Raw genomic sequence first — 19,543 nt, forward strand, 5'->3', positions numbered from 1 at the left:
CAAACGGTTCCTGCGGGTTCCGCGGCTAGCTTCATTCGGCGGCGCCGTCTCGCACGCGCCGTATTCGCCCAGCCCGGTGGAGCACGCGCGACAGCTCGTCGACCGAGTAGGGCTTTTGCACGAGATCGAGGCCGAGGCTGCCGTCCTGGGACAGCGCCTCGCTGTAGCCGGTGGTCAGCACGACCGGCACGCCGATGCCGCGATCGCGGATCGCCTGTGCGAGATCGAGCCCGGTCATCCCCGGCATCACCACGTCGGAGAATACGACGTCGAAGCGATCCGCATCGACCACCAGCTCCGCAAGCGCATCGGTGGCATTGTCGATCAGCGTGATGCTGTAGCCGAGCTCGGTGAGGCCGTCGGCGGCGAAATTGGCGAGCTCGATATTGTCCTCGACCACCAGTACCGACATGCCGCTGCCGGCAACGCCCGGCGCCGTATTCGGCGCCTGGCGCTGCGGCAGCAGATTCGGCGGCACCCGCGGCAGATAGAGCGAGAAGGTGCTGCCCTGCCCCACCTCGCTCGTCACCGTCACCTCGCCGCCGGATTGCCGGGCGAAGCCGAACACCTGCGACAGCCCGAGGCCGGTACCATGGCCGACCTGCTTGGTGGTGAAGAACGGCTCGAAGATGCGGCCGATGCGGCTTGCGGGAATGCCGACGCCGGTGTCGCTGACGGCGACGCTGACGAAACCATGGCTGTCCGACAGGTGCGCCAGCGTGTCCGGAACGGCCGGCGCGGCCTGCACGGTGAAGGTGATCCTGCCCTTGCCTTGCATGGCATCGCGCGCGTTGGTCGCCATGTTGATCAGCGCCGTCTCGAACTGGCCGGCGTCGGCATTGACGAGGCAGGGCTCGGCCGGCAGCCGCATGGCGATCTCGATCGCCGGTCCGAGCAGCGTCGCGAGCATGTCGTGCAGCGATTGCAAGCGTTCGCCGACGTCGAATGCCTCCGGCTTCAGGGTCTGGCGCCGCGCAAAGGCAAGCAGCTGCGAGGTCAGCTTGGCCGCACGCGCGACCGCATCCGCGATCGCGGTGACGTAGCGCTGCCGCCGCTCCTCGCTCAGCTGCGGCCGGTTCAACAGGTCGACGGAGGCGCGGATCACGGTCAGGAGGTTGTTGAAGTCGTGCGCAACGCCGCCGGTGAGCTGTCCCAGCGCCTCCAGGCGCTGGCTGTGCTTGAGCGCCTCCTCGGCCTCACGCCGCCTTGCGGCTTCGGCCTGGAGGTGCTGGGTGCGCCGAAACGCCAGCGTCAGCAGGAAAAACAGCAGCGCGGTCGCGGGAATGCCGAACACCAGATGCTGGCCCATGGTGGCGAACCAGCGCGCGCGGATCGCCGAGGTCTCGAGCCCCGCACTGACATAGATCGGATAGTCGGCGATGCGCCTGTAGCCGATGCGCCGCTCGATCCCGTCCGACGGCCAGGCGATGGTGATGAGGCCGTGGACGGGGTTGGCTGCGATCTTCTGGCCGACCGGTCCGCCGGGATCGAGCCGGATATCCCGGTCGAGCCGCGGAAAATGCGCCAGCAGCACGCCGTCGGCGCGTCCCATCGCGAAGAAGCTGCCGGGTTCGGAGCCGATCCTGGCGTAAAAACTCTCGAAATATTCCGGCAGGACGGAGGCCTGGATCACACCGATGAAGCTGCCGTCATCGGTGTCGCGGCGGCGGCTCATGCCGAAGAAGCGCGCGCCCTGATAGGGCGGGCGCGGCGTCAGCGAGGCGCCGATGAACGTGCCGATATTCTGGTCGACATGGGAATAGAAGTAATCGCGGTCTGCGAAGCTCAGTTGCGGCGGCGGAGAGACGAGACTGTTGACCAGCGCCTTTCCGTCCGCATCGAAGATCCAGGCCGATTTGAGCTGCGGCAGCGAATCGGTCAGCCGCTTCAGGCGGCGGTGCAGCGCGGGTTCACGCGAGCGGATGACATCGTCGGGGATGCCGCGCACGACCTCGTTGAGTTCGGCGAGRCTGCGGTCGATCGTCTCGAACACCTTGAGCGCGTGCTCATGCGCGACGTCGAGCGTGCGCTCGATCTCGCGATCGGCGATGTCTTTTGTCGATGTGTAGGAGATCGTGGCGGCGATCGCGAACAGCGCAATCGGCAATGCCAGGGATGCAGCCATCATCCACTGCAACAGCTTCAGCGAATTGCGTTGCGCGCCTTGCACAGTCGCTCCGGTCCGTGACCCGAGAGCTTACTTGAATTTCGCGCTAAGAAGGAAGAGGTGAATGACCTGAACCGGAGGTTGTGATTTCCCGGTTCGCGCGCGGCGCGAGTTGGAATAAATTTTACCGAAATTTGCGCCCGTCGTGGAATGCCCCAACCATTTCAGGCCAGGCGGTGGTGGGGGGCTCTCTCCATATCGGGAGTGTCGGTTGCGGCACCAGCCCCACCATAGCCGGTGCTTCGCATCGGCGTCCTCTGAGAACGGCGGCCAAAGGCCGCCTATGCCTCCCCCGCAAGCGGGAGAGGGAGCGCACCTTTTGCGCGGCAATCGGGCCTGATCTGTCGTGTCTTAAACCTGCCGCTCGACCATCTTGAGCTTGAGCTCGGCGATGGCTTCGGCCGGGTTGAGGCCCTTCGGACAGGCCTTGGCGCAGTTCATGATGGTGTGGCAGCGATAGAGCCGGAACGGATCCTCGAGATTGTCGAGCCGCTCGCCGGTCGCTTCGTCCCGGGAGTCCGAGATCCAGCGGTTGGCCTGGAGCAGCGCGGCGGGGCCGAGATAGCGGTCGCTGTTCCACCAATAGCTCGGGCAGGAGGTCGAGCAGCAGGCACAGAGGATGCACTCATAGAGGCCGTCGAGCTTCTCGCGGTCCTCGTGGCTCTGGCGCCATTCCTTCTGCGGGGTCGGGGACGTCGTCTTCAGCCACGGCTCGACCGAGGCATATTGCGCGTAGAAATTGGTGAGGTCGGGAACGAGGTCCTTCACCACCGGCTGATGCGGCAGCGGATTGATCTTCACCGCGCCGTCCTTGACGTCGTGCATCGAGCGGGTGCAGGCCAGCGTGTTCTGGCCGTCGATGTTCATGGCGCAGGAGCCGCAGACGCCTTCGCGGCAGGAGCGGCGGAAGGTCAGCGACGGGTCGATGTTGTTCTTGATCCAGATCAGGCCGTCCAGCACCATCGGACCGCAATCATGGGTGTCGACGTAATAGGTGTCGACGCTCGGGTTCTTGCCGTCGTCCGGATTCCAGCGATAGACGCGGAATTCGCGGACCTCGGTCGCGCCCGCGGGCTTCGGCCAGGTCTTGCCGCCGGTGATCTTGGAGTTCTTCGGAAGTGCGAATTCAACCATTTCTCTAACCTTTCGTCATTCCGGGGCGATGCGCAGCGTCGAACCCGGAATCTCGAGATTCCGGGTCTGGTCCTTCGGACCATCCCGGAATGACGGCTACTGTTCGATCAGTACACGCGCGCCTTCGGCGGGATGTACTGCACGTCGTTGGTCATGGTGTAGTTGTGAACCGGGCGGTACTCGATCTTGACCTTGCCGGCGTCGTCGAGCCAGGCCAGCGTGTGCTTCATCCAGTTCTTGTCGTCGCGCTCGGAAAAATCCTCGCGGGCATGGGCGCCGCGGCTCTCGGTGCGATTGGCGGCCGAGTTCATCGTCACCACCGCCTGCGAGATCAGATTGTCGAACTCGAGCGTTTCGACGAGGTCCGAATTCCACACCAGCGAGCGGTCGGAGACGGCGATGTCGGTGATGCCGCTGTGGACCTTCTCGATCAGGTTCTGGCCTTCGCTCAGCACTTCGCCGGTGCGGAACACCGCGCAGTTGTTCTGCATCACATGCTGCATGCCTTCGCGCAGCTTCGCGGTCGGCGTGCCGCCGGAGGCGTAGCGGTAATGGTCGAGGCGGCCGAGCGCGAGCTCGGACGAGTTCGCCGGCAGCTCCGGCTGGCTGGCGTTGGGCGTGAGCTTTTCGGCCAGGCGCAGCGCGGCGGCGCGGCCGAACACGACGAGGTCGATCAGCGAGTTGGAGCCGAGGCGGTTGGCGCCGTGCACGGAGACGCAGGCGGCTTCGCCGATCGCCATCAGGCCGGGGATGATGGCGTTGTCGTCGCCGTCCCTCTTGGTCAGCACCTCGCCGTGGTAGTTGGTGGGGATGCCGCCCATGTTGTAGTGCACCGTCGGCACGATCGGGATCGGCTCGCGCGTCACGTCGACATTGGCGAAGATCTTGGCGGATTCGGAGATGCCCGGCAGCCGCTCGGCCAGCACCGCCGGATCGAGATGATCGAGATGCAGGAAGATGTGATCCTTCTTCTTGCCGACGCCGCGGCCCTCGCGGATCTCGATGGTCATCGCGCGCGAGACCACGTCGCGCGAGGCGAGGTCCTTCGCCGACGGCGCATAGCGCTCCATGAAGCGCTCGCCCTCGGAGTTGACGAGATAGCCGCCCTCGCCGCGCGCGCCTTCGGTGACCAGACAGCCCGAGCCGTAGATGCCGGTTGGGTGGAACTGCACGAACTCCATGTCCTGCATCGGCAGGCCGGCGCGCAGCACCATGCCGCCGCCGTCGCCGGTGCAGGTGTGCGCCGAGGTGCAGGACGCATAGGCGCGGCCATAGCCGCCGGTCGCCAGAATCACGGTCTGGGCGCGGAAGCGGTGCAGCGTGCCGTCGTCGAGCTTGAGCGCGATGACGCCGCGGCAGGTGCCCTGGTCGTCCATGATCAGGTCGATGGCGAAGAACTCGATGAAGAACTCGGCCGCGTGGCGCAACGACTGGCCGTACATCGTGTGCAGCATGGCGTGGCCGGTGCGGTCGGCGGCGGCGCAGGTGCGCTGCGCCTGGCTCTTGCCGAACTCGGTGGTCATGCCGCCGAACGGGCGCTGGTAGATCTTGCCGTCCTCGGTGCGCGAGAACGGCACGCCCCAATGCTCGAGCTCGTAGACCGCCTCGGGCGCGTTGCGCACCATGTATTCGATCGCGTCCTGGTCGCCGAGCCAGTCCGACCCCTTGACGGTGTCGTACATGTGCCAGCGCCAGTCGTCCTTGTGCATGTTGCCGAGCGAGGCGGAGATACCGCCCTGCGCCGCGACCGTATGCGAGCGGGTCGGAAACACCTTGGTGATGCAGGCCGTGCGCAGGCCGGCCTCGCTGCAGCCGACCACGGCGCGCAGGCCGGCGCCGCCGGCGCCCACCACGACGACGTCATAGGTGTGGTCTTCGATCGGGTAGGCTTTGCCGTTGGTGGCGGGAGCGCCGTTGCCCTTGCCATTCGTCGCGTTGGCCATGGGTTACACTCCGGATGAAAGTTGGAGAATCGCGTAGATCGACGCGAGCGCCACGGCGATCGAGAAGAAATTGTTGAGCATGATCGACGCGAGCTTCAGCTTCTCGTTGTGGACATAGTCCTCGATCACGACCTGCATGCCGATCTTCATGTGCCAGGTGCTGGCGACGATGAAGAGCAGCATGATGATGGCAACTGGCAGCGAGCCGAGGACCTGCTTGGCGCCGGCCTGGTTGCTGCCGAGCAGCATCATGATGATCACCAGCACCGGAATCATCAACAGCACCATCGCGACGGCGGTGATGCGCTGGCGCCAGAAATCGGACGTGCCCGAATGCGCGGCGCCGAGATTGCGGACGCGGCCGAGCGGAGTGCGCATGCTGCGCTTCGGCGTATCGGTCGCGCTCATCGTCCACCTCCGATCGCGTAGGCGATGATCCAGATCAGCACCGTCAGCACGATGCCGCCGATCAGCGCGCCCCAGGTCAGGGCCTCGCGCTCATTGGCCTTGAAGCCGTAGCCGAGGTCCCAGACGAAATGCCGGATGCCGCTCAGCATATGGTGCATCAGCGCCCAGGTGTAGCCGAACACGATCAGGCGCCCGATGATGCTGCCGGTGAAGGCCTGGACGTGGCCATAGGCGGCGGGGCCGGAGGCCGCCGCGATCAGCCACCAGGCCAGCAGCAGGGTTCCGACATAAAGGGCGATGCCGGTGGCGCGATGGACGATGGACAGGGCCATCGTCAGCGTCCAGCGGTAGATTTGCATGTGTGGTGAAAGCGGTCGTTCGATCCGTGCGGTCATGGGCTTTGATGTTTTTTTGCGGCCCAGCATGGGGCACGTGGGGATCGCGAAAGGTCGGCTCTATTTACGGAGTCGATTTCGCCTGCGCAATCACCAAATCTCCATAAATCGAACCCGGGTTCAGCGCTACAGCGTTGATGAAACAGGGCCAATCAGGGTCTTGGTATACCAGAGCGATGGTGTGCCGATCAAAGAGAGAATATTAATTCAGTTCTTATTATCGCCGTCGAGGCGCATTGAAATCACTATTGGAACGCATCTAAACGGACCATGCCGTCCAAACTGCCGAGAGGGTCGGTCAGCCGCCTCGCCAACCCGTCCGCCGGGCGCTGGCCTGCCCTCCCTCCGATGCCGTTCGGCCCAGCCTGGATATGCGTAGCCTGCATTCCACCCCAGCCGGGAGGCGCAGCGTGTCGACCGCACGAATCAGATCGCCTACAGCTTGGCCCGCAGCCAACTCCGAGCGCCTCTCGGAGACGTTGCGACCAGTCGCCGGGGCAGGTCAGGGGTGATTGCAGGTCTTGATATCAAGGAGATCGTCGAGCTCGCGCTGTTGCTGATCGCAACCGGTGCGCTCTCGGGATTTCTGGCCGGCGTGTTCGGCATCGGCGGCGGCGCGATTCTCGTGCCGGTGTTTTACGAATGCTTCCGCATCGCCGGCGTGCCGCTCGACGTGCGCATGCCGCTCTGCATCGGCACCTCGCTCGCGGTGATCATCCCGACCTCGATCCGCTCGTTCCAGGCGCATTACAAGCGCGGCGCCGTCGACATATCGATCCTGCGCGTCTGGTGGCTGCCGATCCTGATCGGCGTCATCGCCGGCAGCGTGGTCGCGCGCTACGCGCCGGAGCGGCTGTTCAAGATCGTCTTCGTCTGCGTCGCCTGGTCAGCCGCCATACGGCTGATCTTCGCGCGCGAGACCTGGAAGCTCGGCGACGATCTGCCGAAGGGCCCGCTGATGCGCGTCTACGGCTTCTGCGTCGGAATTTTGTCGACCTTGATGGGCATCGGCGGCGGATTGTTTTCGAACCTGTTGATGACGTTCTACGGCCGCCCCATCCATCAGGCCGTCGCGACCTCATCGGCGCTTGCGGTGCTGATCTCGATCCCCGGCGCGCTCGGCTACATCTATGCCGGCTGGCCGGCGGCGGCGATCTATCCGAGCGTTGCAGCGCTGCAAGTGCCGTTCGCGCTCGGCTACGTCTCGCTGATCGGCGCCGTGCTGGTGATGCCGATGAGCCTCGTCACAGCGCCGCTCGGTGTCAGAGCCGCGCATGCGATGTCGAAGCGCACGCTTGAGGTCGCGTTCGGGTGCTACCTGTTCATCGTCGGCAGCCGGTTTGTGATGAGCCTGGCGGGCGGCCAATAGCCACCGCAACCTCCGTCATTGCGAGCGAAGCGAAGCAATCCAGAATCTTTCCGCGGTTGCAGTCTGGATTGCTTCGTCGCAAGAGCTCCTCGCAATGACGGGGTTAGAGTGTGCGCGATATCACCACCATCGTCGTCCTGGACAAGCTCGCGGAGCGAGCGCCGATCCAGGACCCATTACCCCAGGGAGTGGTTTGGCGAAGACTCGTGGTCACCAGCTTCGCGTCAAACATCTCGCTGGGGTAATGGGTCCTGGCTTCCGCCAGGACGACGGCGAGTGTGCGGCGGGGCTTTTCAGCCAAGTGATCTACTTCTTCGCGTAAATATCCTTGTAGGTATCCCGCAGCACGTTCTTTTGCACCTTGCCCATCGTATTCCGCGGCAGCTCGTCGACGACGAACACCCGCTTGGGCATCTTGAATTTTGCCAGCCGGCCGTCGAGCGCCTTCAGCACCGAGGCTTCGCTGATCTCAGTGCCCTTGTTGCAGACCAGCACAGCGGTGACGCCCTCGCCGAAATCGGCATGCGGCACGCCGATCACGGCGGACTCGATTACGCCCGGCATGGCGTCGATCTCGCTCTCGATTTCCTTCGGATAGACGTTGAAGCCGCCGGAGATCACGAGGTCCTTGCCGCGGCCCAAAATGTGGACGTAGCCCTTGCCGTCGATCTTGCCGAGATCGCCGGTGATGAAGAAGCCGTCGCCACGGAATTCGGCCTTGGTCTTCTCCGGCATGCGCCAATAGCCCTTGAACACGTTCGGGCCCTTGACCTCGATCATGCCGATCTCGTCGCGCGGCAGCTCCTTGCCGGTCTCGGGCTCGGTGACGCGCACGGCGACGCCGGGCAGCGGGAAGCCGACCGCGCCGGGCACGCGCTCGCCGTCATAGGGGTTCGATGTGTTCATGTTGGTCTCGGTCATGCCGTAGCGCTCGAGCACGGCATGACCCGTCCGCGCGGACCATTCGCGGTGGGTCTCGGCCAGCAGCGGCGCCGAGCCCGAGATGAACAGCCGCATGTGCTTTGTGGTCTCGCGCGACAGCGCGGAGTTCTGCAACAGGCGCGTGTAGAAGGTCGGCACGCCCATCAGCACCGTGGCGCGCGCCATCAGCTTGATGATCAGGTCGGGGTCGAGCTTCGGCAGGAAGATCATTGCCGCGCGCGAGAACAGCGTCACGTTGGTCGCCACGAACAGGCCGTGGGTGTGATAGATCGGCAGCGCGTGGATCAGCACGTCCTTGTCGGTGAAGCGCCAGTAGCCGACCAGGCTCAGCGAGTTCGACGCGAGATTGTCGTGGGTGAGCATCGCGCCCTTGGAGCGGCCGGTGGTACCCGACGTGTAGAGGATCGCGGCGAGATCGTCGTTTTCGCGCGGCACCGTCGTAAACGCGCTGCTCGCCTTGTCGGCGGCCTCCGACAGCGAGCCCTTGCCGTCAGGGCCGAGCGTCTCGACCCCAGCCTTCACCTTGGCGGCGATCGGGGCAAGCCCTTCGGCCTTGGCGGGATCGCAGACCACCAGCGACGGCTCGGCGTCACCGATGAAATAGTCGAGCTCGTTCAGCGTATAGGCGGTATTGAGCGGCAGATAGACCGCACCGGCCCGCACGGTCGCAAGATACAGCACGATGTTGGCGACGGATTTCTCGACCTGCACCGCAACGCGGTCACCCGGATTCACGCCGCGCGCGACCAGCACGTTCGCCATTTGCCCGGCGCGCGCGATCAGGTCGCCATAGCTGATCCGGGCACCGTCATGCGTCTCGATCGCGAGGCGTTTGGGATCGTCCAGGCCGTCGAACAGGCGGGAAAACAGGTTGGCGTTGGCAGCTTGGTTCATGCAAGATTTCCTCGACCGCAAGGCTTGTAAAGGCCGGTCAAAACCGAGGGCTGGATTAGCAAAAACCGCCCCAATGAAGCAACGGAGACAGTTGGCATGACCAAAAACGGGAAACGCGTGGCCTGGGTCACGGGCGGCGGCAGCGGGATCGGGGAAGCCGGCGCCGAGGCACTCGCGGCCGACGGCTGGACGGTGGTGGTGTCGGGCCGGCGCAGGGATGCCCTGGATACCGTGGTCGCCAGGATCATCAAGACCGGCGGGGCGGCCGAGGCCATTGCGCTGGACGTGTCCGTCGCCACTGAAGCCCAGAAGGCGGCCGATCAGATCGTCGCGAAGCACGGCCGGATCGACCTCCTGGTCAACAATGCCGGCATCAATGTCCCCAAGCGGAGCTGGAAGGACATGGAACTGGAGGGCTGGGACCAGCTGGTCCAGGTCAATCTCAACGGCGTGCTCTATTGCATGCGCGCGGTGCTGCCGACCATGCGCAAGCAGAAGGACGGCTCGATCATCAACGTCTCGTCCTGGGCCGGACGCCACGTCTCGAAGATGCCGGGCCCGGCCTACACCACCACCAAACATGCGGTGCTGGCGCTGACCCATTCCTTCAACATGGACGAATGCGTCAACGGCCTGCGCGCCTGCTGCCTGATGCCGGGCGAGGTCGCCACCCCGATCCTGAAGCTGCGCCCGGTGGTGCCGAGCGAGGAGGAGCAGGCCAGGATGCTGCAATCCGAAGATCTCGGCCGCACCATCGCGTTCATCGCCAGCATGCCGGCGCGGGTCTGCATCAACGAGCTGCTGATCAGCCCGACGCATAATCGCGGGTTCATCCAGACGCCGCACAACAGGGATTGATGATCGGCCACGTAGCCCGGATGGAGCGAAACGCAATCCGGGACAAGTCGATCCGCACGCGACAACCCCGGATTACGCTTCGCTCCATCCGGGCTACAATTCCTCTTCGTGGTCGCACGTGCGTTCATCACACGGAGACGCCCCCACATAGTTTCACGCATCACAAAGAATTTTTCCCCGAAACCACATCGCCAACCCTCCCGTAGTTCAGTCCAACGACGCGCTGCTGCTTCACACCAAACTGCCGCAGCCGCCGTTGTTGCCCCAACTCAAGCACCGGCCATCGCCGGTCACAATCCAATCGGGAGTTTCTCCATGTCGAAGCGCATTGCCTATCTCACTGCTGCAGCCTTCAGCGCGCTGGCCATCACCGCGACCGTCATCGCGCCGGTGCGCGCCGAGGAAAAGACCGTCATGGTCGGCGGCGCCGCGATGTTCCCCTCGAAGAACATCGTCCAGAACGCGGTCAACTCGAAGGACCACACCACGCTGGTGGCTGCGGTGAAGGCGGCCGGCCTGGTGCCGACGCTGGAAAGCAAGGGCCCGTTCACGGTGTTCGCGCCGACCAACGCCGCCTTCGGCAAGCTGCCGGCCGGCACCGTCGATACCCTGGTCAAGCCTGAGAACAAGGCGACCCTGACCAAGATCCTCACCTACCATGTCGTGCCGGGCAAGCTCGAGGCCTCCGACCTCACCGACGGCAAGAAGCTGAAGACCGCCGAGGGCGAGGAGCTGACGGTCAAGAAGATGGACGGCAAGACCTGGATCGTCGACGCCAAGGGCGGCACCTCGATGGTGACCATCACCAACGTCAACCAGTCGAACGGCGTGATCCATGTGGTCGATACCGTGCTGATGCCGGCAACCTAACACCGCGCCCTCCTGTTTCATCCCCGACAGGGTGCGACGAAACGGCGAGCCGGGGCCACCCGGCTCGCTTTATTGTGACCACGATAGCCCAGCGGCATCGATTCGATGGCCAGCGGGGCGTAACGAAAGCGGCCGCATCGACGTATATTCGATGTCAGACGACCTTCAGGACGGAACCATCATGTCGAGCCTCACAGTCAGCGACGAGCAGGTCAGCGCCACCCCCGCCAAAGTGATCCAGCCGGCCTGGGTCCGTGTCATGCACTGGATCAACGCCCTCGCCATGATCCTGATGATCCTGTCGGGCTGGCAGATCTACAACGCCTCGCCGCTGTTCGGTTTCAGTTTTCCGCGCGAGTACACTCTTGGTGGTTGGCTCGGCGGCGGCCTGCTCTGGCACTTTGCGGCGATGTGGCTGCTGATGGTGAACGGCCTCGCCTATCTCGTCACCGGCTTCGCCACCGGCCGCTTCCGCAAAAAATTGCTGCCGATCACACCATCCGGTGTGCTCCACGACGTCAGGGCGGCGCTGACCTTCAAGCTCGGGCACGACGACCTCACCGTCTACAATTACGTGCAGCGCCTGCTCTATGCCGGCATCATCGTGGTCGGCGTGCTCATCGTGCTGTCGGGCCTGGGGATGTGGAAGCCGGTGCAACTGCACTGGCTTGTCACGCTGTTCGGCGATTATCCGACCGCGCGCTATGTCCATTTCTTCTGCATGGCCGCGATCTGTGCCTTCCTGGTGGTTCACGTCCTGCTGGCGCTGCTGGTTCCGAAGAGCCTGCGGGCAATGATCATCGGTCGCTGAGAGGAGGAAGTCATGGCCAAGCGTTCATTCCTGATCCCCGGCGTCGACAAGCGGCTGCTGATCAAGGACTCCATCAAGGCGATGCCGGACCCCACCCGCCGCCGCTTCATCGCGGGCGGCGCCAGTCTCGGCGCGCTGACGCTGCTGACCGGCTGCAACGTCATCGACTCGTCCTCCGCCGAGGAGATGCTGAAGTCCGTCTCGAAATTCAACGATGCCGTGCAGGCCTTCATCTTCAATCCCGATGCGCTGGCACCGACCTTCCCCGAGAGTGCGATCACGAAACCGTTCCCGTTCAATGCCTATTACGATCTCGACGACGCGCCCGATGTCTCGGCCGCGGACTGGAAGCTCGAGGTGCGCGGCCTCGTCGACAACAAGAAGTCCTGGACGCTGGACGAGCTCTACAAGCTGCCACAGGTCAACCAGATCACCCGCCACATCTGCGTCGAGGGCTGGAGCGCGATCGGAAGCTGGACCGGCACGCCCTTGCGCGACTTCCTCAAGCTGATCGGCGCCGACACGCGCGCGAAATATGTCTGGTTCCAGTGCGCCGACAAGGACGGCTACAATTCGCCGCTCGACATGCGCAGCGCGCTGCATCCGCAGACGCAGATGACGTTCAAATACGCGGGCGAGATCTTGCCGCGCGCTTATGGTTTTCCAATGAAGATCCGCGTGCCGACAAAGCTCGGCTTCAAGAACCCGAAATACGTCGTCTCGATGGAAGTCACCAACGACTACAAGGGCGGCTATTGGGAAGACCAGGGGTACAATTCGTTCAGCGGGAGCTAGTTGTCGTCCCGGCGAAGGCCGGGACCCACCGCGAGGTCTATGGAATTACCGGCGGCAGCAGTACCAACGGCGAGTCTTCGCCAAACTGCTCCCTGGGGTTATGGGTCCCGGCCTTCGCCGGGACAACAGCATCTATGAGGAAGCCTTCGCCCCCACCTTCCGCTGGCACAGCGCCGCAACCGCCCCCAGCGCCAGCAGCGCCGCCGATACATTGAGCGCGTAACTCAAGCTCCCGAGCGCATCCGTGATCGCGCCGACCGCGATCGGCCCGAGTGTCTGGCCGATGCCGAAGGAGATCGTCATTGCCGCGATCGCGGTCGGCCAAACCTCGGGCGGATAGTTGAAGCGCACGAAGGCCGTGGTCGAGTTGACGACGGCGAAGAAGGCGACGCCGAACACGACTGCGGAGACAGCCAGCCAGGCCGTCGAATGTCCCAGCATCGGCAGGCCGGCGCCGAGCGCATTGGTGCCGAGGATGATGGCGGTTGCGAGTCCGCCGCGGTCGAGCGCGAGCACACCGCGCCAGACCCAGGGCGTCACGAAGGCGCTGACGCCGATCAGGCCCCAGAACGCGGCCTGCGCCGTCGCATCGCCGCCGCCGTCGCGGACATAGGCGATCATGAAGGTCATGTAGGCGATGTAGCCCGCGCCGAACAGGAAGTAGCCGGCCAGGTAGACCAGCACCGGGACAATCGCAAAGGAGGCATGGCTGGCTTCGGTGAAGCGCGCCTTGCTCTCGATACGGACCAGGAACAGCGGGACGGTCATCACGGCGGAGAGCAGCGTCAGCGCCCACCACACGATCCACCACGAGCCCGGCCCGAACCATTGCAGCGTGAAAGGCGCGATGAGCCCGGAGGCGAGAATGCCGGCGCCGGGGCCGGCATAGAACAGGCTGAGCAGGAAATTGGCGCGCTCGGGATGCGACTGCGCGATGGTGGCGGCGAGTGCGCCGCCGGCGACGAAGCCGGCCGCGGCGCCGATGCCCAGCACCAGCCGCGCCAGGCTCAGCGCGAAAAAATTCCCGGTCAGCGCGCAAGTCGCGAGCGCGGCGAGGCAAGCCAGGGTTCCGCCGCGGATCGCGGCCGACCAGCCGACGCGCCGGATCAGCCGGGACGCCATCAGCGCGCCCACGAGATAGCCGACGGCATTGATGGTGTTCATGAAACCGGCCGCCGAGTAGGACCAGTTCAGGCTATCGCGCATGTCCGGCAGCACCAGCGCATAAGCAAAACGACCGATGCCGAGCCCGACCGTCGCAGCCAGCGACAGGATCAGGATCAGCCGCGCGGGGTGCGCGTCGGGCAGGGGGCGGTCAGCGGTGCGCAAGGGCTACTCCGGCAGCATGATTGTGGCAGGCCCTGCCCGCCTTGCACAGCGGCGAAGCGGCAATGGTGTCTTGCCAAGCGCGCAAGGCCGCTCTAGCACTCCGGCCGGCCGTCATTCCGGGGCGCGCCTCTTGGCGCGAGCCCGGAATCCATTCCGCCACTTGTTGCGTGGCCTGATGGATTCCGGGCTCGCTCGCTTTGCTCGCGCCCCGGAATGACGAGAGAGGATTGAGAAGGATCTGACCATGGCGACCCACAAACTGCTGCTGCTCCCCGGCGACGGTATCGGCCCCGAGGTGATGGGCGAGGTGAAGCGGCTGATCGACTGGCTCAATACGGCCGGGATCGCCAAATTCGAGACCGATACCGGCCTCGTCGGCGGTTCGGCCTATGACGCGCACAAGGTGTCGATCTCCGAGGGCGACATGGCCAAGGCCAAGGACGCCGATGCGATCATTTTCGGCGCGGTCGGCGGCCCGAAATGGGATGCGGTGCCCTATGAGGTGCGCCCCGAAGCCGGCCTGCTGCGCCTGCGCAAGGATCTCGGCCTGTTCGCCAACCTCCGTCCCGCGGTGTGCTATCCGGCGCTGGCCGATGCCTCGAGCCTGAAGCGCGAGGCGATCGAAGGCCTCGACATCGTCATCGTGCGCGAGCTCACCGGCGGCGTCTATTTCGGCGAGCCCAAGACCATCACCGATCTCGGCAACGGCCAGAAGCGCGCCATCGATACCCAGGTCTACGACACTTATGAGATCGAGCGCATCGCCCGCGTCGCCTTCGACCTTGCCAAGAAGCGCAAGAACAAGGTGACGTCGATGGAGAAGCGCAACGTCATGAAGTCGGGCGTGCTCTGGAACGAGGTGGTGACGCAGGTCCACAAGCGCGAATATGCCGACGTGACGCTGGAACATCAGCTCGCCGATTCCGGCGGCATGATGCTGGTGAAATGGCCCAAGCAGTTCGACGTCATCGTCACCGACAATCTGTTCGGCGACATGCTGTCCGACATCGCTGCGATGCTCACCGGCTCGCTCGGCATGCTGCCCTCGGCCTCGCTCGGCGAGGTCGACGTCAAGAGCAAGAAGCGCAAGGCGCTGTATGAGCCCGTGCACGGCTCGGCGCCCGATATCGCCGGCCAAGGCCTCGCCAACCCGATTGCGATGATCTCGTCCTTCGGCATGGCGTTGCGCTACTCCTTCGACCTGGGCGCGCTCGCCGACAAGCTGGACCAGGCGATCGCCGCGGTGCTGGCCAGCGGCCTGCGCACCGCCGACATCAAGTCGGACGGCACCACCGCCGCCTCGACCACGCAGATGGGCGAAGCGATTTTGAAGGAATTGCAGAAGCTGCACGCGTAAGGCTTGCACTGCAATTGTAGGGTGGGCAAAGCGAGAGCGTGCCCACCACTTCTAAAGATGGTGGGCACGGCGCAAGCGCGCCTTTGCCCACCCTACAGCCAAGCGATTAATCGTAGCCCGGATGAGCGAAGCGACATCCGGAATCTTGCCTGCCGTGTTCCCGGGAATCGCTACGCTCACCCGGGCTACGACGTCATCGGAGCCGCTTCATGGATACCTCGCCCCGCCCCAAGATCGCGGAAACCATCATCCATGAGACGGTGCGCCAGCGCGAGGCGCAGATCGGGCGGCGCTGCGAGATCCTCGCCAACACGCGCATCGAATTTTCCTCGCTCGGCGACTACTCCTATCTCGGCGAGAATTGCGAGGTCGCCGACGCGGGAATCGGAAAATTCACCGCCATCGCCAATTCGGTGCGGATCGGCGCGCCGAACCATCCGATGGGCCGTCCGTCCCAGCATCGCTTCACCTATGTCCCGGAATATTACGAGGCGAGCGCGACGCGCGACCGCGACTTCTTCGCGGACCGCCGCGGCGACCGCGTGATCATCGGCAATGATGTCTGGATCGGGCACGCCGCCATCCTGCTGCCGGGCGTCACGGTCGGCGACGGCGCGGTGATCGCCGCAGGCGCGGTCGTCAGCCGCGATGTGCCGCCCTACACGATCGTCGGCGGCGTTCCCGCGCGCCCCATCCGCAAGCGCTTCGATGATTCCGTCGCGGAAAGCCTGCGCCGTATCGCCTGGTGGGATTGGCCGGACGAGCTCATCTTCGAGCGCCTCGCTGATTTTCGCTCCGAGGCGATCGAAGAATTCTGCAGGCGCTACGACCCGGCAGCCAACGCGTAAAGCGGACGCATCTTCACCAATAAAAATGGCCGGGCGTGAGCCCGGCCATTTTGATTCGGGAGATAGGTCCGCTTCAGTACAGCGGGAAATTCCGCGGATAGCCGCCGACGTCGGCCGGCGTGCTCAGCGGCTGGCGATCGATCGGGCGGTTGTTGTTCTCGCGGGCGAAGGTCGGATAGCCGATCGCCGGCGGGAAAGCGTAGTCGGAGAACTTGCGGTCGCCCGGATTGACCTCGGTGCCGCCGTCGAGCCAGGAGCGCTTGCTCACATAGAGGCGGGTGCGACCCTGCTGATAGACCGCGTTGGGGCCGCTCGGGCCGTAATAGGGACGGCCGTTGTCATAACGCTGCTTCTTGGTGTCGGCCGAGGCTGGTGTCGCGAGGGCTGAGGACATGGCAACCACGGCGCCGGCCGCAAGCCACATCGCCAGTTTGTTCGCGGCAGAGAAATTCGAGCTCATCACGTCCCCTTCAGGCGGCAAGCCGCCAATCGATTTCGACCCCATACTAGCCCGGCCGGGGCGGCCGCAACTAGGTCTATTGGGTCACACCACGCCGGAATAATCGTGCGTGCCGGCAAAAGTTGCATGGAAACCAGCCACTTGAGCTTGATGCCGGTCAAAGCGCCCCGCGCAATTGCGCGTTCGCGGCGCCCAGCAGCCAGTCGGATGAGCCGGCGGGGTCGCAAGAGCGGCGCTTGAGCTCGGCGTGGGCGAACAATTCCGCCAGCTTCGGCTCGTTGCCCGATGTGAGCAGCGTCAGCCGGTTCAGCGTGCAGGCGATCGCGGCGCGCCGGGCCGGCACGGTGTCGCCCTGGCAGGAGAAGCCGGAGATCTGGAGCGCAGGGTCCTCGTTGCGCTTGAGATAGCCGAGGCAGGTCTGCCTCCCCTTCGCCGTGGCGCTGGGACGGAACAGCGCAACGGGTCCGAATTTCGTGTCGATCATGCCGGCTTGCTCGAGCGGCGCCTCGGCGCCGAGGCCTAGCGGAAGGCCCATCTGGATGGCCAGATCGGCGGCGGCCGGACGAGCCAGGTCGAATTCGCCCCCTGGCCGGTAGATTTCGAGCTCGGCGAGCGGCCGGTCCGCCTCGCCGGTCCAGCGCAGCACGTCCCTGCGGCCGCCCTCGGGGTGCCGAAAGATAGTGTAAGCGGCTGATTTATCGGATGAATCCATTCGGCTGACGGCAAAGGCCGGATGCGAGCGGTCAGCGACGCTCCAGCCCGGCTTCATCCCCGGCTCGTCGTCGCGCAGGCTCGGCAACTGGCCGAGCGCGGCAAGCCCGAGGATGGCAAACAGCACCAAAACCCCCACATAGGCGAACAGGCGCGCCAGCGTGCCCACGACCTCATCGGCGAAATTGGCGAGCGCAAGATGGATCTGGGTGGGCGTTGCGGCCGTGCTGGCCTCAGGCGACTGCATCCACGGCCTTCAGGCATGGTCCAACGTTGTCTTGAGGCCGGTTCTCGCATAGAAGCGCTGCTCTTCCTGTTTAAGCGTCAGCTTCAGGAAAGGGCTTTTTCATCGGAGAGTGAACGATGGGTTACAAAGTCGCAGTGGTCGGCGCGACCGGCAATGTCGGACGGGAAATGCTCAACATCCTCGATGAGCGCAAATTCCCCGCGGACGAGGTCGTCGTATTGGCGTCACGCCGCAGCGTCGGCGTCGAGGTCTCCTATGGCGACCGCACCCTGAAGGTCAAAGCGCTCGAGCATTACGACTTCTCCGACGTCGACATCTGCCTGATGTCGGCGGGCGGTGAGGTGTCGAAGGAATGGTCGCCGAAGATCGGCGCCGCCGGCACGGTCGTGATCGACAATTCCTCGGCCTGGCGCATGGACCCGGACGTGCCGCTGATCGTGCCGGAAGTGAACGCGGACGCGGCCAAGGGCTTCGCCAAGAAGAACATCATCGCCAACCCGAACTGCTCGACCGCGCAGCTCGTGGTCGCGCTGAAGCCGTTGCACGACAAGGCGACGATCAAGCGCGTCGTGGTCTCGACCTATCAATCGGTGTCCGGCGCCGGCAAGGACGCGATGGACGAACTGTTCTCGCAGACCAAGGCCGTCTACACCAACAGCGAGCTGATCGCGAAGAAATTCCCCAAGCGCATCGCTTTCAACGTCATCCCCCACATCGACGTCTTCATGGAGGACGGCTACACCAAGGAAGAGTGGAAGATGATGATGGAGACCAAGAAGATTCTTGATCCCAGGATCAAGCTTTCCGCGACCTGCGTGCGCGTGCCGGTGTTCGTCGGCCACTCCGAGGCCGTCAACATCGAGTTCGAGAACCCGATCACGGCCGATGAAGCGCGCGACATCCTGCGCAAGGCGCCGGGCTGCCTCGTCATCGACAAGCAGGAGCCCGGCGGCTACGCCACGCCGTATGAAGCGGCCGGCGAGGACGCCACCTATATCAGCCGCATCCGCGAGGATGCGACGGTGGAGAACGGCCTGGTGCTGTGGTGCGTGTCGGACAATCTGCGCAAGGGCGCCGCGCTCAACGCGATCCAGATCGCCGAAGTCCTGATCAACCGCAAGCTGATCAGCGCGAAGAAGAAGGCGGCGTAAGGGAAGCGTTGCTTCGTAGGGTGGGTTAGCGAAGCGTAACCCACCTCTTTACTTTCCGCGGTGACAGACATGGTGGGTTACGCCTTCGGCTAACCCACCCTACAAGAGCGGCCTACGCCGCGTCCCTGACGCTGCGAAATTCCTTCGCGACCTGGTCCAGCACGAACAGCGATCCCTCCGCGACGCCGAAATAGGCGCCGTGGAGCTGCATCTGGCCGGCATCGACCGCCTTGCGCACGAACGGGAACGTCATCAGGTTTTCCAGGCTGCGGAACACCGCGGCCTTCTCGATGCGCTCGACGAATTGCGCCATCGTCTCGTGGTCGCGCTGCTCGACGATCTCCCCCGGCTTGATGAACATCTGCATCCATTTGCCGATGAAATCGCCGGGCGTGAGCGGCTCGATCTTGTCGACGAAGGCGCGGATGCCGCCGCATTGGGCGTGCCCGAGCACGACGATGTGCTTGATGCGCAGCACCGTGACCGCGTATTCCAGCGCCGCCGAGACGCCGTGCGCATTGCCGTCGGGCTGATACACCGGCACGAGATTGGCGATGTTGCGGACGACGAAGAGCTCGCCGGGGCCGACGTCGAAGATCACCTCGGGCGAGACGCGCGAGTCGCAGCAGCCGATCACCATCACTTCCGGCGACTGCCCCCTCACCGACAGGTCGCGGTAGCGGGTCTGCTCGGTCGGCAGCCGCTGGGTGGCGAAGGCCTTGTAGCCTTCCAGCAAGTGCTGAGGGAACGTGATCATGACCTATGCCTAACCATAGACCCGGGGAGCGAACAAGCCTTTCGAATAGGCAGGCCAGATGCTATCGGCTTTGGTCAGAACACGGAAAACCTCAAGG

At 64.5% G+C, this 19,543-nt stretch carries 18 protein-coding genes; 8 read left to right on the forward strand and 10 right to left on the reverse strand.

Going from position 1 to position 19,543, the window contains the following annotated elements:
• Window positions 1-31: 31 nt before the first annotated feature.
• The 5 genes from ACXJMY_RS18730 to sdhC form a co-directional block, all read right to left on the reverse strand.
• Window positions 32-2,170: an ATP-binding protein gene (locus ACXJMY_RS18730; RefSeq protein WP_456620814.1), complete on the reverse strand. Its 2,139-nt coding sequence runs from the start codon at window positions 2,168-2,170 to the stop codon at window positions 32-34.
• A 348-nt stretch (window positions 2,171-2,518) separates the two neighbouring features.
• Complete coding sequence (locus tag ACXJMY_RS18735; RefSeq protein WP_456620815.1) at window positions 2,519-3,301, reverse strand: succinate dehydrogenase iron-sulfur subunit; 783 nt, start codon at window positions 3,299-3,301, stop codon at window positions 2,519-2,521.
• Window positions 3,302-3,408: 107 nt separating this feature from the next.
• The gene (sdhA, locus tag ACXJMY_RS18740) at window positions 3,409-5,244 is read right to left on the reverse strand and encodes a succinate dehydrogenase flavoprotein subunit (RefSeq protein ID WP_456620816.1); all 1,836 of its coding nucleotides are present in this window, start codon (window positions 5,242-5,244) and stop codon (window positions 3,409-3,411) included.
• Window positions 5,245-5,247: 3 nt separating this feature from the next.
• Window positions 5,248-5,652 carry a succinate dehydrogenase, hydrophobic membrane anchor protein gene (gene sdhD / locus ACXJMY_RS18745; RefSeq protein ID WP_456620817.1) on the reverse strand — a complete coding sequence of 135 codons (405 nt, stop codon included), beginning with the start codon at window positions 5,650-5,652 and terminating at the stop codon, window positions 5,248-5,250.
• Window positions 5,649-6,047 carry a succinate dehydrogenase, cytochrome b556 subunit gene (gene sdhC / locus ACXJMY_RS18750; protein ID WP_456620818.1) on the reverse strand — a complete coding sequence of 133 codons (399 nt, stop codon included), beginning with the start codon at window positions 6,045-6,047 and terminating at the stop codon, window positions 5,649-5,651. The genes sdhD and sdhC overlap by 4 nt, the downstream gene beginning before the upstream one ends.
• Window positions 6,048-6,555: 508 nt before the next feature.
• Between sdhC and ACXJMY_RS18755 the strand changes: the two genes are divergently transcribed.
• The gene (locus ACXJMY_RS18755; RefSeq protein ID WP_456620819.1) at window positions 6,556-7,416 is read left to right on the forward strand and encodes a sulfite exporter TauE/SafE family protein; all 861 of its coding nucleotides are present in this window, start codon (window positions 6,556-6,558) and stop codon (window positions 7,414-7,416) included.
• A gap of 306 nt (window positions 7,417-7,722) precedes the next feature.
• On the opposite strand, the gene ACXJMY_RS18760 is transcribed toward ACXJMY_RS18755, so the two are convergent.
• Complete coding sequence (locus ACXJMY_RS18760; RefSeq protein ID WP_456620820.1) at window positions 7,723-9,252, reverse strand: malonate--CoA ligase; 1,530 nt, start codon at window positions 9,250-9,252, stop codon at window positions 7,723-7,725.
• A 96-nt stretch (window positions 9,253-9,348) separates the two neighbouring features.
• Between ACXJMY_RS18760 and ACXJMY_RS18765 the strand changes: the two genes are divergently transcribed.
• The 4 genes from ACXJMY_RS18765 (at window position 9,349) to ACXJMY_RS18780 (ending at window position 12,586) form a co-directional block, all read left to right on the forward strand.
• Window positions 9,349-10,110: an SDR family oxidoreductase gene (locus ACXJMY_RS18765; RefSeq protein WP_456620821.1), complete on the forward strand. Its 762-nt coding sequence runs from the start codon at window positions 9,349-9,351 to the stop codon at window positions 10,108-10,110.
• Window positions 10,111-10,425: 315 nt separating this feature from the next.
• Window positions 10,426-10,980, forward strand: coding sequence for a fasciclin domain-containing protein (locus ACXJMY_RS18770; RefSeq protein ID WP_456620822.1), 555 nt, complete (start codon window positions 10,426-10,428; stop codon window positions 10,978-10,980).
• 181 nt (window positions 10,981-11,161) lie between these two features.
• Window positions 11,162-11,791, forward strand: a complete 630-nt coding sequence (locus ACXJMY_RS18775; protein ID WP_456620823.1) for a cytochrome b/b6 domain-containing protein — start codon at window positions 11,162-11,164, stop codon at window positions 11,789-11,791.
• Between the two features lie 12 nt (window positions 11,792-11,803).
• The gene (locus tag ACXJMY_RS18780) at window positions 11,804-12,586 is read left to right on the forward strand and encodes a molybdopterin-binding protein (protein WP_456620824.1); all 783 of its coding nucleotides are present in this window, start codon (window positions 11,804-11,806) and stop codon (window positions 12,584-12,586) included.
• 132 nt (window positions 12,587-12,718) lie between these two features.
• Here ACXJMY_RS18780 and ACXJMY_RS18785 read toward each other — a convergent pair whose 3' ends face one another.
• Window positions 12,719-13,915, reverse strand: coding sequence for a YbfB/YjiJ family MFS transporter (locus ACXJMY_RS18785; RefSeq protein WP_456620825.1), 1,197 nt, complete (start codon window positions 13,913-13,915; stop codon window positions 12,719-12,721).
• A 244-nt stretch (window positions 13,916-14,159) separates the two neighbouring features.
• On the opposite strand from ACXJMY_RS18785, the gene leuB reads away from it, so the two are divergent.
• Window positions 14,160-15,272, forward strand: coding sequence for a 3-isopropylmalate dehydrogenase (gene leuB / locus ACXJMY_RS18790; RefSeq protein ID WP_456620826.1), 1,113 nt, complete (start codon window positions 14,160-14,162; stop codon window positions 15,270-15,272).
• A gap of 209 nt (window positions 15,273-15,481) precedes the next feature.
• Window positions 15,482-16,120: a DapH/DapD/GlmU-related protein gene (locus ACXJMY_RS18795; RefSeq protein WP_456620827.1), complete on the forward strand. Its 639-nt coding sequence runs from the start codon at window positions 15,482-15,484 to the stop codon at window positions 16,118-16,120.
• Window positions 16,121-16,193: 73 nt separating this feature from the next.
• On the opposite strand, the gene ACXJMY_RS18800 is transcribed toward ACXJMY_RS18795, so the two are convergent.
• The gene (locus ACXJMY_RS18800; RefSeq protein WP_456620828.1) at window positions 16,194-16,580 is read right to left on the reverse strand and encodes a hypothetical protein; all 387 of its coding nucleotides are present in this window, start codon (window positions 16,578-16,580) and stop codon (window positions 16,194-16,196) included.
• Between the two features lie 157 nt (window positions 16,581-16,737).
• Complete coding sequence (locus ACXJMY_RS18805) at window positions 16,738-17,538, reverse strand: hypothetical protein (RefSeq protein ID WP_456620829.1); 801 nt, start codon at window positions 17,536-17,538, stop codon at window positions 16,738-16,740.
• A 116-nt stretch (window positions 17,539-17,654) separates the two neighbouring features.
• Between ACXJMY_RS18805 and ACXJMY_RS18810 the strand changes: the two genes are divergently transcribed.
• On the forward strand, window positions 17,655-18,689 hold the full coding sequence (locus tag ACXJMY_RS18810) for an aspartate-semialdehyde dehydrogenase (RefSeq protein ID WP_456620830.1): 1,035 nt from the start codon (window positions 17,655-17,657) through the stop codon (window positions 18,687-18,689).
• Window positions 18,690-18,801: 112 nt separating this feature from the next.
• Here ACXJMY_RS18810 and ACXJMY_RS18815 read toward each other — a convergent pair whose 3' ends face one another.
• On the reverse strand, window positions 18,802-19,446 hold the full coding sequence (locus ACXJMY_RS18815) for a carbonic anhydrase (protein WP_456620831.1): 645 nt from the start codon (window positions 19,444-19,446) through the stop codon (window positions 18,802-18,804).
• Window positions 19,447-19,543 lie beyond the last annotated feature (97 nt).

The sequence above is a fragment of the Bradyrhizobium sp. P5_C12 genome (assembly GCF_054049735.1).

Bases quoted from the DNA above. Each gene is read 5' to 3' on its own strand.
- ACXJMY_RS18735 (WP_456620815.1), bottom strand. From the start codon at position 3,301: ATGGTTGAATTCGCACTTCCGAAGAACTCCAAGATCACCGGCGGCAAG.
- sdhA (WP_456620816.1), bottom strand. From the start codon at position 5,244: ATGGCCAACGCGACGAATGGCAAGGGCAACGGCGCTCCCGCCACCAAC.
- sdhD (WP_456620817.1), bottom strand. From the start codon at position 5,652: ATGAGCGCGACCGATACGCCGAAGCGCAGCATGCGCACTCCGCTCGGC.
- sdhC (WP_456620818.1), bottom strand. From the start codon at position 6,047: ATGACCGCACGGATCGAACGACCGCTTTCACCACACATGCAAATCTAC.
- ACXJMY_RS18760 (WP_456620820.1), bottom strand. From the start codon at position 9,252: ATGAACCAAGCTGCCAACGCCAACCTGTTTTCCCGCCTGTTCGACGGC.
- ACXJMY_RS18765 (WP_456620821.1), top strand. From the start codon at position 9,349: ATGACCAAAAACGGGAAACGCGTGGCCTGGGTCACGGGCGGCGGCAGC.
- ACXJMY_RS18770 (WP_456620822.1), top strand. From the start codon at position 10,426: ATGTCGAAGCGCATTGCCTATCTCACTGCTGCAGCCTTCAGCGCGCTG.
- ACXJMY_RS18775 (WP_456620823.1), top strand. From the start codon at position 11,162: ATGTCGAGCCTCACAGTCAGCGACGAGCAGGTCAGCGCCACCCCCGCC.
- ACXJMY_RS18780 (WP_456620824.1), top strand. From the start codon at position 11,804: ATGGCCAAGCGTTCATTCCTGATCCCCGGCGTCGACAAGCGGCTGCTG.
- leuB (WP_456620826.1), top strand. From the start codon at position 14,160: ATGGCGACCCACAAACTGCTGCTGCTCCCCGGCGACGGTATCGGCCCC.
- ACXJMY_RS18795 (WP_456620827.1), top strand. From the start codon at position 15,482: ATGGATACCTCGCCCCGCCCCAAGATCGCGGAAACCATCATCCATGAG.
- ACXJMY_RS18800 (WP_456620828.1), bottom strand. From the start codon at position 16,580: ATGAGCTCGAATTTCTCTGCCGCGAACAAACTGGCGATGTGGCTTGCG.
- ACXJMY_RS18805 (WP_456620829.1), bottom strand. From the start codon at position 17,538: ATGCAGTCGCCTGAGGCCAGCACGGCCGCAACGCCCACCCAGATCCAT.
- ACXJMY_RS18810 (WP_456620830.1), top strand. From the start codon at position 17,655: ATGGGTTACAAAGTCGCAGTGGTCGGCGCGACCGGCAATGTCGGACGG.
- ACXJMY_RS18815 (WP_456620831.1), bottom strand. From the start codon at position 19,446: ATGATCACGTTCCCTCAGCACTTGCTGGAAGGCTACAAGGCCTTCGCC.